Consider the following 14,272-nt stretch of genomic DNA (forward strand, 5'->3'; position numbering starts at 1 on the left):
GACCGGCACACGGTGCGCGGTGCTGCGGCCGGTCGCGTCCGTCGCGCTGTTGTTCGTGCTGGTGGCGTCCGTCGTGCTGGTGGCGTCCGTCGTGCTGGTCGTACCGGTTGTCGTCGCTGTGCTGGTGGTGCTCGTCATGCCACTGGTCACGCTCCGCTCGCCCGGCTCCTCGACACGGGGGTGATCGACTGGGGCAGCGGGATGGTCAGTGGCACCCCGAGGAGGTCCTGGACGATCTCGAGGAACATCTCGGCCTGGCGCAGCAGGTCGTCGGCTTCCCGGACCGAGATGTGGCCGCCACGGTCGATGACCGAGCGGTGGGCCGAGCATGCCGCGAAGAATGCCGCCCACTCCCCCAGCTCAGGTGCGACGCCGGGCAGCACCTGCCAGACACTGCGTGGTCGCGCCCGCGGCGTCGGCGCCGTGCGGGCGGCGACCACCGCAGCCCCGGCCCGCAGCGCGCCGAGATGCGCGTCGCGGTACCGCTCGGACGCGTCGGAGGTGCGGCACGCGGCCTCGAGGGTCGTGCGGGCTCGCTCGAGCAGGTCGAGCACGGCGACCGAGATCGGCGGTCGGCGTAGCGGGGCGGTGGTCACGATCGGCTCCTTTCTCGTCACGGATGGTTCGTCAGTCACGCGGTCAGTCGGCGATACGGACGAGCGACCACCGGTCGCTCGGGTCGTGGCCCGCCGCCTCGTCATGGGCCAGGTCGTAGACGCCGGGTGCGAACGACCACCCGGGGCTCGCCTCGACCCGCCAGATGTGCTGCTCGCTCGCGGCCGCGGCGAGCGTCTGGCCCGGGCGTACGTGCTCCTCGTCGGCCTCGAGGGCGTCGCGCCACCAGGCCCGCCGCTCCCGCCAGTGGGCGAGCACGTCGCGGACGACATAGAGGCGGCCGCGCCAGATGAACGCGGCGGGGACGGCGCCCGAGTGCAGCTTCACCGGCACCTCGCTCGGCACGTCCGGGGTGCCGGCCGGGGCGGTGGGTGCCTCAGCGGGCACCTCCCCCTGCACCCCGACCGGCACGCTCTCAGGCCGTCTGACCGGCACGTTCCGCTGCACTCGCACCGGCACCTCGGCCGGCACCGCGACCTGGACCTTGACCCTCACGGGATCGCTGAACCTGCGCACCACGACACGTCTCCCTCGGACACGTCGAGGCCGGACATCACGACCCAGGCCGCTCGCGCCCCACACGAGCAACCCGACACCAACCGACGACTGAGCTGACTGAAAATACTGGCTGGACAGACCACTGACTCGAACATCTGTTTCGAACATGTGTTCGATACGCACAGCGTAGCCCCCGGCGCCGACACCGTGTCAAGCAAGTCCGGCGAGTCGGGTGAACGCCGACGCTACGGTGGCGCTCATGGTCCAGATAGACGCCCCGACGCCGCAGAACCCGTCCGCCGTGCTCGACCATCCCTCGGTCCGACGGGTCCGCACCGCCTTGACGGATGCCGGCGTCGCGGGCGAGGTCGTGGTCCTCGACGGCGCAGCTCGGACGGCGGCCCAGGCAGCCGAGGCACTCGGCACCTCGGTGTCGGCGATCGCGAACTCCCTCGTGTTCCTGGCGACCCGCTCCGACGGGTCGCGGATCCCCCTGCTCGTGCTCACATCCGGAGGCCATCGCGTCGACACCGGCCACCTCGCAGCCGAGCAGGGCTTCACGTCGGTTGGCAGAGCTGACCCTGAGTTCGTCAGAGCCACAACGGGATTCGCGATCGGTGGCGTCGCGCCCGTCGCCCACACGACCCCGGTGACGACGCTGGTCGACGCTGCACTCGCCCAGCAGGCTGTCGTGTGGGCGGCCGCTGGTCACCCGCACACCGTCTTTCCCACGTCACATGACGAGCTCGTCCGGATCACCGGCGGACGCTCGGTCTCGGTACGCCCGCCGGGCTGACCCGCCCTCCCACACGCCACATCGACGCCCATCCAAGGCTGCGCCCGCACGGGTCAGGGCACCCGCATGTCGGGTCGGCGGACCCCGGCCATCGCCCACGTGAGTAGGAGTGCTCAGGCGCCACGCCCGCACCACCCGGCAGAGTCTGTCGTGCGGGCACGGTCCGCGAACGGAGGGTTGCAGGGGTGCCGTCCGCTCGCGGATCGGGCTCCATGTGCGTCGTCTCTCGTGTCACCTCGTTGCACGCTGGTCGGGAATAGGGCACCGTCCCAGATGTTGGAACCGTGTTCTCGCCACAGCACGCAAGGAGCGACATGGGCACCGAGCTCATCCCCATGGCCTTCACCACCGGGTGGGGCAGCGGAATCAACGCGTACCTTGTGGTGCTCGTGCTGGGCCTTGCCGACAAGGCGTTCCACCTCAGCCAGATCCCGGACGCTCTGGCGCGCACCGACGTGCTCGTCATCGCCGGGATCCTCTTCGTCGTCGAGCTCGTCGCCGACAAGGTCCCGTACGTCGACTCGGTCTGGGACACCATCCACACGGTGATCCGACCGGCCGTGGGCGCGACCATCGGCTACCTCATCGGCCATGACACCGCGAGCCTCGACGCCGCGATCGGTGCGGCCACGGGCGGCGTCACCGCCCTCATCTCGCACGGCATCAAGGCCGGCCTGCGCGGTGTCATCAACACCTCACCCGAACCGGCGAGCAACATCGTGGTCAGCACCTCCGAGGACGTGACTGTCACCGGGGTCACCGCGCTGGCCATCGCCCATCCCTGGGCCGCGGCGACGATCGCCCTGGTCCTGCTCGCCCTGGGCGCCTGGATCGTCTACAAGCTGGCCGGGCGGATCCGTCGCCTCAAGCGACGCTACGACGCCTGGGGTGAACGCGTCGGCATCTCGCAGCCGTCTACCCCGCGCACCGCCCCGCGAGCAGGCTCACCGCCAGGCTCACCGCCGACCCAGCCGATCCCGCGGCGAGAAGCGTCGCCGCAGGTGGGCCCGTCGACCCGGTCGGCCGCTCCCGCCGACCCTGAGAGCGCCGGCGAGGATCCGCGGTAGGGCGCGCGGCTCAGAGGCTCCCGAACACCTCGAGCGTCGCCGACGAGCGGTTCATCGTGATGAAGTGGATGCCCGGCGCACCTTCGTCGAGCAGGCGACGGGACGACTCGGTGGCGATCGCCAGGCCCTCGGCACGCACGCCTTCGGCGTCGTCACCGTGGCGGTCAAGCCGCTCGGTGATGGCTCGCGGCATCGGCTGCCCTGCCAGCTGGGCCATCCGGATGACCTGGCGTGCGTTGGTGATCGGCATGATCGCGGGCACGACGGGCAGTCGGGAACCGCGTCGGGCGAGCTCGTCGCGCAGCCGCAGGTAGTTGTCGACGTCGAACACCATCTGTGTGATGGCGAACTCCGCTCCCGCGCGCTCCTTGCGGATCAGCGTCTCGGCGTCCTCATCGACGGAGCGTGACTCCGGGTGCCCGTCAGGGAAGGCCGCGACGCCCACCGTGAAGTCCCCGAGAGCCTTGACGAGGCCGACGAGCTCGTCGGCGTGGTCGAAACCCTCGGGGTGCGCCACCCACGGCTGACCCAGACCGCCCTGAGGGTCGCCGCGCAGCGCGAGGATGTTGCGCACCCCGGCCGAGGCGTACGACCCGACGATGCCGCGGACCTCAGAGATCGAGTGGCCGACGCACGTGAGGTGCGCCATCGGAGTCAGCGACGTCTCCTCGAGCACGCGCTGGGTGAGTCGCACCGTCCGGTCGCGGGTGCTTCCGCCCGCGCCGTAGGTGATCGACACGAAGCTCGGCGAGACCTTCTCGAGCCTGCGGATCGCCTCCCAGAGCTGCCCGACGGCGGCCTCGTCGCGCGGCGGGAAGAACTCGAAGCTGAACGTGGGCGTGTCAGCAGCGATCATCGCCGGGATCGATCGGGTGAACCGCTCCGCCCGAGCCATCGAGGATGCCGTGCCGTGTGCCATGCCGCACACGATAGGCCGCTCGTGTCCACGTCGTGCGGGCTGTTCACAGGCCGACCACGGCTCCGCGTAGGCTGACCACGATTCCCGACTCGATGGAGGACGCCGTGCAGACCCCCACCGAACTCGACGTGCTCCGCCGTCGGGTCCAGCAGGCGATCGATGCCCAGATCGCCGGGGCCACGGAGTCGTTGGCTGTCATCGGCGACGAGACCGTTCCGCTCGTCGCGGCCGTGTCGGGCCTGTTGACCGGGGGTAAGGGCCTGCGCGCCCGCTTCCTCTACTGGGGCTACCGCGCCGCCGGCGGGGCCGACTCGGATGCCGTGGTCCGCCTGGCCGCGAGCATGGAGTTCTTCCAGGGTGCCGCGCTGCTCCATGACGACGTCATGGACCGCAGCGACACCAGACGAGGTATGCCGTCCGCACACCGCGCCGTTGCCACGCTGCACCGCGAGCGCGGCTGGGCAGGCGACCCGGACCGGTTCGGCGAGGGCACGGCGATCCTTGCCGGTGACCTCTGCCTCACCTGGTGCGACGAGCTCTACTCGACCTGTGGCCTGCCGGCTGCCGAGCTCGCCCGCGGCCGACAGCTGTTCGACACCATGCGGACCCAGCTCATGGGCGGCCAGTTCCTGGACCTCCTGGAGTCTGTCCGCGGGTGGGAAGGCCTTGACCTCGACGCGCGAGTCGCATCGGCACGCAAGGTGATTCGCTTCAAGAGCGCGAAGTACACCATCGAGCACCCGCTGCTCATCGGCGCGCTTGTCGGCGGGGCCCCAGATCGTTCGCTCGCCCCGCTGTCCGACTACGGCCTTGCGCTCGGCGAGGCGTTCCAGCTGCGGGATGACCTGCTCGGCGTGTTCGGCGACCCGGAAGCGACCGGCAAACCCGCCGGCGACGACCTGCGCGAAGGCAAGCGGACGGTTCTGGTCGCCCACGCACTCGACGCGGCGTCCGACATGGATCGCGCGACGGTCGAAGGACTGCTGGGCCGCGACGACCTCGACCTGTCCGGGGTCGAGCAGATCCGGGAGGTGCTCGTCAGGACCGGCGCGGTGGATCGGGTCGAGGGGCTGATCACGGCGCTCGCCGACGACTCCCGCAAGGCGGTGGAGCAGGCTCGGGGGACCGGCGAGTTCGACGCCGACGCGCTCGACGTGCTGGAGGAGCTCGTCGACGTGTCGACGGCGCGTCACGCCTGACCGCGGCGGCGGGCGAGCTCCGCGGGCCCGCTCGTCAGAAGGCGAGTTCCTGCGCTCGGCGCCTGATCTCGGTCTTGTGCCCAGCGCGGAGCGCATCGATCGGCGCCCCCTCGACCGGGAGCGTGGGGTCAGGGGTGAAGAGCCACTCGATGATCTCGCCGTCGTCCATGCCACCATCGGCGAGCACGGTGAAGGTGCCCCGCAGCTCGGGTCGGGGGCCCGCCGTGTCGAAGAACTTCGCCGGCACCGACGGCACCCGCCGTGGCCCGATGCGAGCGCTGAGGACCTCACGGTCCGCGAGGTACTGCCGCACCTTCGCCAGCGGCACTCCCAGCTGCTCCGCGATGTCGGGGACCGTCAGCCACTCGCCCACCAGCGACTCGAGGTCGCCGGCCGTGTCGTCACCGGATTCGGTCAGGTTCGTCCCGTCGGTCTGGCTCGACCGCACCTGCTTGTCGCTCACGAGCGAAAAGTCTGCCACTGCGCGCCTGGCGGGGCGCGACATGGTGACGCGATGAGCCGGCATACGGGTTGGCCGAGGTAGCGCCCAGGCGCCACGGGGCGCTCGCAGAGGCACGAATTACAATGTTGTATTTTCACTTTAGTGCTCAACTGTGCGCTAACGTCACATGCGTCACTCTGCTCACTCAACTACCATAAAGCCCTTCCCGAACCCCTCCACGCGCCGCATCACAGCACTCGGGCTCAGGAAAGGACCTCCGGAATGCCCCTCGCCGACGTCGCCGCGCTGGCGCAGCCGCCCCACGCCGTCGTTGCCCCCGTCAGACCTCAGACCTGGACCACTGTCGTGGTGCGACCAGGCGACACCCTCTGGGCGCTCGCGATAGCGCACCACACCACGGTCGCCGCCCTCGTGGAGAAGAACGAGCTGGCCGGCGGCGGAGCGATGATCCACATCGGGCAGCGGCTGCAGGTGCCGGGCCCGGCCAGCGCGGCCCCCACCTCGAAGCCCACCTCGAAGCCCACGACGCCGAAACCCGGGGCCTCCAAGCCGGCCGCCACGGGACGCGTCCACATCGTGCAGGCGGGCGACACGATGTCCGGCATCGCCGTGCGCTACCACGTGTCTCTGACCAAGCTGCTTGCCGCAAACACGCTCAAGAACGCTCATCTCATCTTCGTCGGCCAGCGCATCATCGTGCCCGCGCCGCCAGCGCCTCCTGCTCCGAGCACCGCCCCGCCGGCCGGGTACAAGCCATCCACGAAGACCGAGAAGGCAGTTGCCGCAAGCAAGGCGAAGCTCGCCCACGAGCAGGTCCCGACGCGCGCCCAGACGGCCGACATGATTCGAGCCACGGCGACCCGGCACGGCGTCGACCCTAAGCTCGCGCTCGCGGTCGGCTGGCTCGAGTCCGGCTGGTTCCAGCGGGCCGTGTCGTACACCGACGCGGTCGGGGTCATGCAGATCATGCCCACCTCCATCGCCTGGGCGTCGGAGCTCGCCGGTCGCACCCTCGACCGCTACGACACCCAGGACAACATCACCGCCGGTGTGCTCATCCTCCGTGCGCTGCAGGCCACGGCCGACGACCGTGACGAGGCGATCGCGGGGTACTACCAGGGACTGCGCTCGGTGCGGACCAAAGGGATGTACGAGGACACGAAGAAGTACGTCGCGGCAGTCCTCGCCATCTACGCCAAGCTCTGAACGCCCAGGCCGGGCGCACCCCCGAAGCTGCCGTCCCCGCGGCTGGCCTGCACGGGATGCGCTGGTTCAGCCCGTAAACTTCCCCCGTGACGTCCAGCGTGGCGGACGCGCTCGTCGGTCGGGTCATCGACGGTCGCTACCGGATCCTCTCTCACCTCGCAGACGGGGGCATGGCCTCTGTCTACGTGGCGCTGGACGGACGCCTCGACCGGCAGGTCGCCCTCAAGATCATGCGCCCGGGCCTGGCCACCGATGACGTCTTCGTCGAGCGGTTCCGGAGCGAGGCCCGCTCGGCCGCCCGCCTCAGCCACCCCAACGTCGTCGCCGTCTACGACCAGGGCGAGGACGACGGCGACGTGTTCCTGGCCATGGAGCTCGTCGACGGGAAGACCCTGCGGGACGTCATCCACGAGGAGGCGCCGTTCACGGCCCGCGAGGCGCTGGCGATCCTCGAGCCGATCCTGCTCGCCCTGCGGGCGGCCCACTCGGCAGGGATGATCCACCGGGACGTCAAGCCGGAGAACGTCATCGTCCGGCGGGACGGCGAGGTCAAGGTCGCCGACTTCGGCCTCGCGCGGGCCATCACCAACCAGTCCACGACGAGCCAGACGGGCGTCCTGCTCGGCACGGTGTCGTACCTGTCCCCCGAGCAGGTCGAGTCCGGTATGGCCGACCAGCGCAGCGACGTGTACGCAGCCGGGCTGCTCCTGTTCGAGATGCTCACCGGGCGCAAGGCGGTCACGGGCGACACCCCGATCCAGATCGCCTACCAGCACGTCCACGGTTCGATTCCCGAGCCGTCCTCGATCGTCGACGCCGTCCCGCCCGAGCTCGACCTGCTGGTCGCTCGCGCCACGGCCCTCGAGCCGGACGACCGGTTCGAGTCCGCGACGGAGTTCGTCTCCGCGCTGCGCAGCGTCCGGTCCCAGCTCACGCCGGCCGACCTCGACCGGCGTGGCGTCGCCGTCGACGTGCGGTCCTCCCCCGGCCTGCCGCCGTCGGCCGGCGCGGTGGCCGGCGCGGTCGCCGACGGCTCGCGCTACGCGATCGCCGACGCGTTCTCCGAGGCGGCGCCCTCAGGCACGTCTTCGCGCCGCATGCCGGATGAGGGTCCTGGCCACTTCGACGACCACGCCGCGCGATCGTCCCGCTCGGCCCTCGCCGGGCTTCCCGTCCACGACGAGGACCCGCGCGAGCCGCAGGTCGAGCGGACCACCGCCCTGCCACTGAGCCGGACTCGCCGCCGGCGGGCCCGGTGGCCCTGGTGGCTCGCAGCGGCACTGCTCGTGCTCGGCGGCGCGGCCGGCTGGTGGTTCACCGCCGGTCCCGGCGGCGTGACCGTCGTGCCAGCGGTCCTCGGCCAGCCGGTAAGCGCGGCTCAGGCCGCCATCGACCAGGCTTCCCTGTCGATCGACCAGACCGAGGAGTTCTCCGAGACCAAGCCCAAGGGCGTGGTCATCCGGGTCGATCCGGCCCCCGGCACCGAGGTCGCCAAGAGCTCGACGGTCAACGTCGTCGTGTCCAAGGGCCAGGAGCGGTATGCCGTGCCCAAGCTCGTCGGCACCAAGGCCGCCGACGCCACCGCAGTGCTCGCGCCACTCACGCTTCGGGTCGGCGAGACGGAGGGGAAGTGGAGCGAGACAGTGCCCCAGGGCGTCGTCATCTCGCAGATCCCGGCGCCGGGCACGTCGGTTCGGCGGGCGACCATGGTCGCGCTCGTCGTGTCCAAGGGCCGACAGCCCATCAAGGTCCCCGACGTCCGCGGCTCGCCCGTCGATGCCGCGACCGCAACGATCACCGGTGCCGGCCTGAAGGTCGCTCGCGGTGACGACGTCAACAGCGACACCGTGGCGGCGGGACAGGTGGTTTCGCAGACCCCGGCGAACGGCACCCTTCACCGCGGCGACACCGTCACCATCGTCGTCTCCAAGGGACCGGTGATGGTCCAGGTGCCCAACGTCGTGGGCCAGCCCGTCGCACAGGCCGAGAAGACCCTCACCAACCTCGGGTTCAAGGTCCAGAAGGACTACCCGTTCGGAAAGCTGTTCGACCTCGTCCGTGTCCAGAGCGTGACGCCCGGCCAGTCCGCCCCCAAGGGCAGCACCATCACGCTGACGATCGTCTGAGTCGCCGCCCCATGCACCCTGCTGCGCAGTCGCGCCTTGCCACGCTCCTGCTCGTGGCCCTGACCGCCGTGTGGGGCTCGACCTTCTTCCTGATCCGCGATCTCGTCGACGTGATCCCACCGGTCGACTTCCTCGCCGTGCGGTTCTGCCTGGCTGCAGTGATCATGCTGGTGCTGTTCTGGAAGCCGGTGCGCGCCCTGACCCGGCGGCAGCTCGTCATCGGCCTCGGCCTCGGTGCCCTCTATGGCCTCGCCCAGATCTTCCAGACACAGGGCCTCGCCACGACGCCGGCATCGGTGTCGGGGTTCATCACCGGCACCTACGTTGTGCTCACACCGATCTTCACGGCCGTGCTACTTCGAGAACGCGTGCCCGGATCAACCTGGGCCGCAGTAGGACTCGCGACGGCCGGCCTGGCCCTCCTGTCGCTCAACGGGCTCTCGGTCGGTGTCGGCGAGGCCATCACGCTGCTCGCCGCGGCGCTCTACGCGCTGCACATCGTCGGCCTCGGCAGGTTCACCTCGGCGGACAGCGCGACGGGCCTGTCCGTCGTGCAGATGGTCGTCATCGGGGTCATCTGCCTCATCGGTGCACTCCCGGGCGGGGTGGTCCTGCCGACCACTCCGGCGCAGTGGGCCTCCGTGCTCTACATGGTCGTCTTTGCGAGCATCCTGTCGCTGTGGGTCCAGACCTGGGCCCAGGCGCACATGCCCGCCACGCGGGCGGCGATCGTGATGACCCTGGAGCCGGTGTTCGCGGCCTTCTTCGCCGTCACCCTCGGCGACGAGTCCCTGACGTGGCGAATGCTCGTCGGCGGCGCCCTCGTGCTGACCGCCATGTATGCCGTCGAGCTCCTCGCGCGCCGACGCCCCGGTGAGCTGCCCGCGGAGGCCCTCCACCACGAGGTCTGACCCATCTCCCCGGAAGCTCTGCCTCGGCTCTCACGCCATGCTTGCAGGGTCGGGCCACGCCTCCGGCCCCACAAGCATGGCGGCCCGACTCAGTCGTCGTGAGCGACGGCGTCGCGCACCGCGGAGAGCACGTCCGGCGTGATCCCTTGAGGCTTGAGGACGGCATTCCACGCGTCGACCTGCTCCTCGGTGTACTTGTGGCCGAACCCGCCCGGCACGCCCGTCGAGAAGGGGAGGTCGGCCGTCACCTGCCAGAACGTGACGAAGGGGATCCAGATCATGTCGAGCGTGTCCTTGCCGGGCGGCTCGCTGGTCCAGTCAGGCTCGCTGAAGATGAGGTTCGGGCTCCACCAGACGATCGGGTCGGAGGCGTGCATGAGGTACAGCACCCGGTTGCCCTCCCAGGGCTGGCCGTCGGGTGGGATGTCCGCGCTGGCGTCGCTGGCGAAGCGCACGGTGCGGCCGTCCTTGTAGACCGGCTGGATCTCCATGCTGTTCGAGTCGCGGTGGTCGGAGAACTCGCGGAACAGGGTGTTGAAATTGGGCGGTCCGACGAAGACCGTGCCTGCGGTCCGGTTGCGCAGGTCGAACTCGCCGCTGAAGGCGGTCTCCCCACCGAACGACCCGAGGCTCTCGCCGGCGACATACAGCCGCGGGCGGTGGTCCTGTGGCAGGCCGATCCAGTGCTCGTAGACCGCGTCGAAGAGCGCCCGCCCGGCCTCTCGGGCCTTGGACTGGTCCACCAGGTAGGAGATCCACGAGGGCAGGTAGGAGTACTGCATCGCCACTGCCGCCGAGTCGCCGCTGAGGTACTCGAAGCTGTCGATGAGGGCCGGGTCGACCCAGCCGCTCCCGGTCGTCGTGATGACGAGCAGGTCGGCTCGGTCGAAGCCTCCGGCCCGAGCGAGGTCGTCGACCGCCAGGCGGGCCCTGGCCTCGGCGTCGTCGGCGGACTCCAGGCCCGCGTAGGCGCGGATCGGCTCCTTAGCCGCATGGTGGATGACCGCCTGGATCTGGCTCGCCGACGGGCCGGACGCGGCGAACGTGCGTCCCTCGCGACCCAGCGTGTCCCAGGGCACGAGGGACCCGGCTCCGCCGGATCGCAGGGCCGTCGTCGGCTGCGTCACGCCTTCCTCGGTGATGCCGTTGCGGACCGAGAACGTCTGGTCCGCGATGTTCCGGAGGCCGTCGAGCAGCACCCCGGTGACGAGCAGGTAGACGAACGAGGCGACCAGCGCCCAGCCGACGAAGTTCGCGGCGCGCGGGCCGATCCACCGCTTGAGCAGGTGGACGACGCGGTGGTAGAGCGCGCGAATGCCGCGTCCGGCAGCGAGCAGCAGCCCGAACAGCACGACCGCGAACAGCGGCGACAGGATGACGAGGGCGATGTTGTACTCGTCGACCCCCATGATCCGACGGATCTCGTACTGCCAGTACTGGCCGAAGCCGAACGCGAGCGCCAGCAGGGCGCCACCGGCGATGAGGAACACCCGCCACGACCTCGGCTGCGGCGGACGGGCCTGCCGGTCGGCGAAGGCTCGCCAGATCCACGCGACGGTCACGCCGAGGCCGTAGCCGATGGCGCCCGTGATGCCGCAGACGATGCCCTGGAGGAGCCCGCCCCGAGGCAACAGCGACGGGGTGTAGGACACCGCTGCGAAGACGACCGCGCCCCAGCAGCCGGGGAGCGTGAGCCTCGCCCACCGGACCATGCGGTTCAGCATGCCGGTGGGAGGCGGTGTCTGCGCCGGCTGGGTGGACGCACCCATGGCCGACGTGGACTCATCTGGATCGGTCTGGCGCACCAAGGCGACCTCCTGGACGTCCGGGCCCCTGACGGCCCCAACGTAGGGCCTCGAACCCACGCGCACCGGAGAAACGCGTCGGGTTGTCGCCGTCGGAGTCCGAGAAGTCAGGCGGTCGGCGGGTTGCGGAGCAGGCCGGTGAGGACGTCGATCGCGGCGTCGGTGCCTGCATCGTCAACGTCGAGGTGCCAGACGAGGCGCACGGCACCCGGCCCCACGGCATACGTCCGCACGCCTGCGTCGAGCGCCGCCGCGACGAACGCCGAAGACGCCCACCCGGCCGCGGAGACGTCGACGATGACGATGTTGGTCTCGACCGTGGTGAGGTCGACCGAGCCGGGCACAGCCTCCACCATCGCCTCGGCCGCCCGCCGGGCGCGCGCGTGGTCGTCGGCGAGTCGCTCGATGTTGTTGTCGAGCGCAAAGAGGCCCGCAGCAGCAAGGATCCCGGCCTGACGCATGCCGCCTCCGAAGCGCTTGCGCCAGATGCGCGACTCGGCCATCGCCTCTGCCGAGCCGGCGAGCACGCTTCCGACCGGTGCGCCGAGGCCCTTGCTCAGACAGACCGACACCGTGTCGAACTCGCGACCGTAGTCGGTGAGCGACACGCCCGAGGCGACATGAGCGTTGAACAGGCGCGCCCCGTCGAGGTGCATCGCCACCCCGCGCTCGCGGGTGACCGAGCGGGCCCGGCGGATCTCCTCGATCGGCTGGACGGTGCCACCGCCGAAGTTGTGGGTGTTCTCGACGACGACCAGCGAGGTGCACACCTGGTACGGGCCGACGCCGGTGATCATCAGGGCGGCGGCGTCGTCCGCCCGAAAACGGCCTCGCTCGGACACCCAGGTGCGCGACGAGATGCCCGACAGCACCGCCGCCGCACCGAGCTCGGCTCGCACCACGTGGGCAAGCGAGTCTCCGACAAGCTCCTCGCCCGGCCTGACGTGCACGCGCACGCCGAGCTGGTTGGCCATCGACCCGGACGGCGTGAAGAGGGCGGCCTCCTGGCCGAGCATGCCGGCGACCCGTTCCTCGAGGGCCCGCAGGGTGGGGTCCTCACCGAAGACGTCGTCGCCGACCTCCGCGGTGGCCATCGCGGCGCGCATCGCGTCGGACGGCTTGGTGAGGGTGTCGCTGAGCAGGTCTGCGTGGTACGGGCTGGCGGTCACAGGCGCGATGGTCTCACGCCTGACCCAGCATCTCGGCGACGACGAACGCCAGCTCGAGCGACTGCTGGTGGTTCAGGCGGGGGTCGCAGACGGACTCGTAGCGCTTCTCGAGGTCGGAGTCGATGATCTTCTCCGCGCCGCCGAGGCACTCGGTGACGTCGTTGCCGGTGAGCTCCACATGGATGCCGCCGGGAATCGTGCCGAGCGACCGGTGCACCTCGAAGAAGCCGCGCACCTCTTCGACGATGTCATCGAAGTCGCGCGTCTTGTAGCCCGTCGAGGACTCGAACGTGTTTCCGTGCATCGGGTCGCAGATCCACGTGACCGTCGCCCCGGACGCCGTGACCTTGTCGACGAGCGCCGGCAGCGCGTCCCGCACCGTGCCCGCTCCCATCCGGGTGATGAACGTCAGGCGGCCGGGCGTCCGGTCGGGGTCGACCTTGTCGATGAGCCGGAGCACCTCGTCGATGTCGGCCTTGGGGCCGAGCTTGACCCCGATCGGGTTGCTGATCCGCGAGACGAAGTCGACGTGCGCGCCGTCGAGCTGGCGAGTGCGCTCGCCGACCCAGACGAAGTGGCCGGACGTGTCGTAGAGGCGCCCCGAGCGCGAGTCGATGCGGGTGAGCGGACGCTCGTAGTCGAGCAGCAGCGCCTCGTGCGCGGCGTAGAACTCGACCGTCCGCATCGCATCGAAGTCGGCGCCGCAGGCCGCCATGAAGCGCATCGCCTTGTCGATGTCGCGAGCCAGCTTCTCGTAGCGCGCGTTCGCAGAGTTGGCGACGAAGCCGCGGTTCCAGTCGTGCACGTGACGCAGGTCGGCGAAGCCACCGGTGGTGAAGGCGCGTACCAGGTTCAACGTCGCCGAGCTCGCGTGGTAGGCCTGAACAAGCCGCTGCGGGTCGGGCATCCGGGCCGTCTCGTGGAACGCGAAGTCGTTGACCATGTCGCCACGGAAGGCAGGCAGCGTCACGCCCTCACGGGTCTCGACCGACGAGGACCTCGGCTTGGCGTACTGCCCGGCCATCCGGCCCACCTTGATGACCGGCACCGATGCGCCGTACGTGAGCACGGCGGCCATCTGCAGGATCGTCTTGATGCGGTCGCGGATGTTGTCCGCTGTCGCGGAGGCGAACGTCTCGGCGCAGTCGCCGCCCTGGAGCACGAAGGCCTCGCCGACGGCGGCCTTGGCCATCCGGTCGGTGAGGATGTCGCACTCACCGGCGAAGACGAGGGGCGGATACGCGGCGAGGGTCTCGGTGGCCTGGGCGAGGGCGGCGGTGTCCGGCCAGCTCGGCTGCTGTGCGGCTTCGAGCTCGGCTGCCGCCGCCGTCAGGGCGGCGAGCGCCTCGGAGCCCGCAGCGGGCTCGAGGCCGACATCGGCGGTGACGGTCCTCATGTTCACCCAGACAGCGTAGACGGCGCCCAGTGCGGGACCTGCACGGGTCCGCATCCCGAAATGACGACGATCGCTCCCGCAGCTCGGGCGCGCCGAGCTGCG

At 70.4% G+C, this 14,272-nt stretch carries 13 protein-coding genes; 6 read left to right on the forward strand and 7 right to left on the reverse strand.

What is annotated here, in order from left to right; all coding sequences use genetic code 11:
* Positions 1 to 146 precede the first annotated feature (146 nt).
* Both ACWEOW_RS03730 and ACWEOW_RS03735 read right to left on the reverse strand, forming a co-directional pair.
* A complete protein-coding gene (locus tag ACWEOW_RS03730) occupies positions 147 to 596 on the reverse strand; it encodes an SAV_6107 family HEPN domain-containing protein (RefSeq protein ID WP_452267808.1) in 450 nt (149 codons plus the stop codon).
* A gap of 43 nt (positions 597 to 639) precedes the next feature.
* Complete coding sequence (locus ACWEOW_RS03735; RefSeq protein WP_452267809.1) at positions 640 to 1,134, reverse strand: DUF6504 family protein; 495 nt, start codon at positions 1,132 to 1,134, stop codon at positions 640 to 642.
* A gap of 238 nt (positions 1,135 to 1,372) precedes the next feature.
* On the opposite strand from ACWEOW_RS03735, the gene ACWEOW_RS03740 reads away from it, so the two are divergent.
* Complete coding sequence (locus tag ACWEOW_RS03740; protein ID WP_452267810.1) at positions 1,373 to 1,909, forward strand: YbaK/EbsC family protein; 537 nt, start codon at positions 1,373 to 1,375, stop codon at positions 1,907 to 1,909.
* A gap of 314 nt (positions 1,910 to 2,223) precedes the next feature.
* Positions 2,224 to 2,976: a DUF4126 family protein gene (locus tag ACWEOW_RS03745; protein WP_452267811.1), complete on the forward strand. Its 753-nt coding sequence runs from the start codon at positions 2,224 to 2,226 to the stop codon at positions 2,974 to 2,976.
* A 10-nt stretch (positions 2,977 to 2,986) separates the two neighbouring features.
* Here ACWEOW_RS03745 and metF read toward each other — a convergent pair whose 3' ends face one another.
* Positions 2,987 to 3,895 (reverse strand): methylenetetrahydrofolate reductase [NAD(P)H], encoded by a 909-nt coding sequence (metF, locus tag ACWEOW_RS03750; RefSeq protein WP_452267812.1) that lies wholly within the window; start codon positions 3,893 to 3,895, stop codon positions 2,987 to 2,989.
* A 92-nt stretch (positions 3,896 to 3,987) separates the two neighbouring features.
* Between metF and ACWEOW_RS03755 the strand changes: the two genes are divergently transcribed.
* Positions 3,988 to 5,094 carry a polyprenyl synthetase family protein gene (locus ACWEOW_RS03755; RefSeq protein ID WP_452267813.1) on the forward strand — a complete coding sequence of 369 codons (1,107 nt, stop codon included), beginning with the start codon at positions 3,988 to 3,990 and terminating at the stop codon, positions 5,092 to 5,094.
* Positions 5,095 to 5,128: 34 nt separating this feature from the next.
* Here ACWEOW_RS03755 and ACWEOW_RS03760 read toward each other — a convergent pair whose 3' ends face one another.
* On the reverse strand, positions 5,129 to 5,512 hold the full coding sequence (locus ACWEOW_RS03760) for an Rv2175c family DNA-binding protein (RefSeq protein WP_452268025.1): 384 nt from the start codon (positions 5,510 to 5,512) through the stop codon (positions 5,129 to 5,131).
* A 306-nt stretch (positions 5,513 to 5,818) separates the two neighbouring features.
* Here ACWEOW_RS03760 and ACWEOW_RS03765 point away from each other — a divergent pair, with 306 nt between their 5' ends.
* The 3 genes from ACWEOW_RS03765 (at position 5,819) to ACWEOW_RS03775 (ending at position 9,800) form a co-directional block, all read left to right on the forward strand.
* Positions 5,819 to 6,763, forward strand: a complete 945-nt coding sequence (locus tag ACWEOW_RS03765) for a LysM peptidoglycan-binding domain-containing protein (protein WP_452267814.1) — start codon at positions 5,819 to 5,821, stop codon at positions 6,761 to 6,763.
* A gap of 86 nt (positions 6,764 to 6,849) precedes the next feature.
* Positions 6,850 to 8,889 carry a Stk1 family PASTA domain-containing Ser/Thr kinase gene (pknB, locus tag ACWEOW_RS03770; RefSeq protein ID WP_452267815.1) on the forward strand — a complete coding sequence of 680 codons (2,040 nt, stop codon included), beginning with the start codon at positions 6,850 to 6,852 and terminating at the stop codon, positions 8,887 to 8,889.
* 11 nt (positions 8,890 to 8,900) lie between these two features.
* Positions 8,901 to 9,800, forward strand: coding sequence for a DMT family transporter (locus tag ACWEOW_RS03775; RefSeq protein WP_452267816.1), 900 nt, complete (start codon positions 8,901 to 8,903; stop codon positions 9,798 to 9,800).
* An 89-nt stretch (positions 9,801 to 9,889) separates the two neighbouring features.
* Here ACWEOW_RS03775 and ACWEOW_RS03780 read toward each other — a convergent pair whose 3' ends face one another.
* The 3 genes from ACWEOW_RS03780 to ACWEOW_RS03790 form a co-directional block, all read right to left on the reverse strand.
* The gene (locus tag ACWEOW_RS03780; protein WP_452268026.1) at positions 9,890 to 11,605 is read right to left on the reverse strand and encodes an alpha/beta hydrolase; all 1,716 of its coding nucleotides are present in this window, start codon (positions 11,603 to 11,605) and stop codon (positions 9,890 to 9,892) included.
* A 107-nt stretch (positions 11,606 to 11,712) separates the two neighbouring features.
* The gene (locus ACWEOW_RS03785) at positions 11,713 to 12,774 is read right to left on the reverse strand and encodes a threonine aldolase family protein (RefSeq protein WP_452267817.1); all 1,062 of its coding nucleotides are present in this window, start codon (positions 12,772 to 12,774) and stop codon (positions 11,713 to 11,715) included.
* A gap of 13 nt (positions 12,775 to 12,787) precedes the next feature.
* The gene (locus tag ACWEOW_RS03790; RefSeq protein ID WP_452268027.1) at positions 12,788 to 14,170 is read right to left on the reverse strand and encodes a class II 3-deoxy-7-phosphoheptulonate synthase; all 1,383 of its coding nucleotides are present in this window, start codon (positions 14,168 to 14,170) and stop codon (positions 12,788 to 12,790) included.
* Between the last annotated feature and the right edge of the window lie 102 nt (positions 14,171 to 14,272).

The organism is Monashia sp. NPDC004114 (assembly GCF_053603855.1).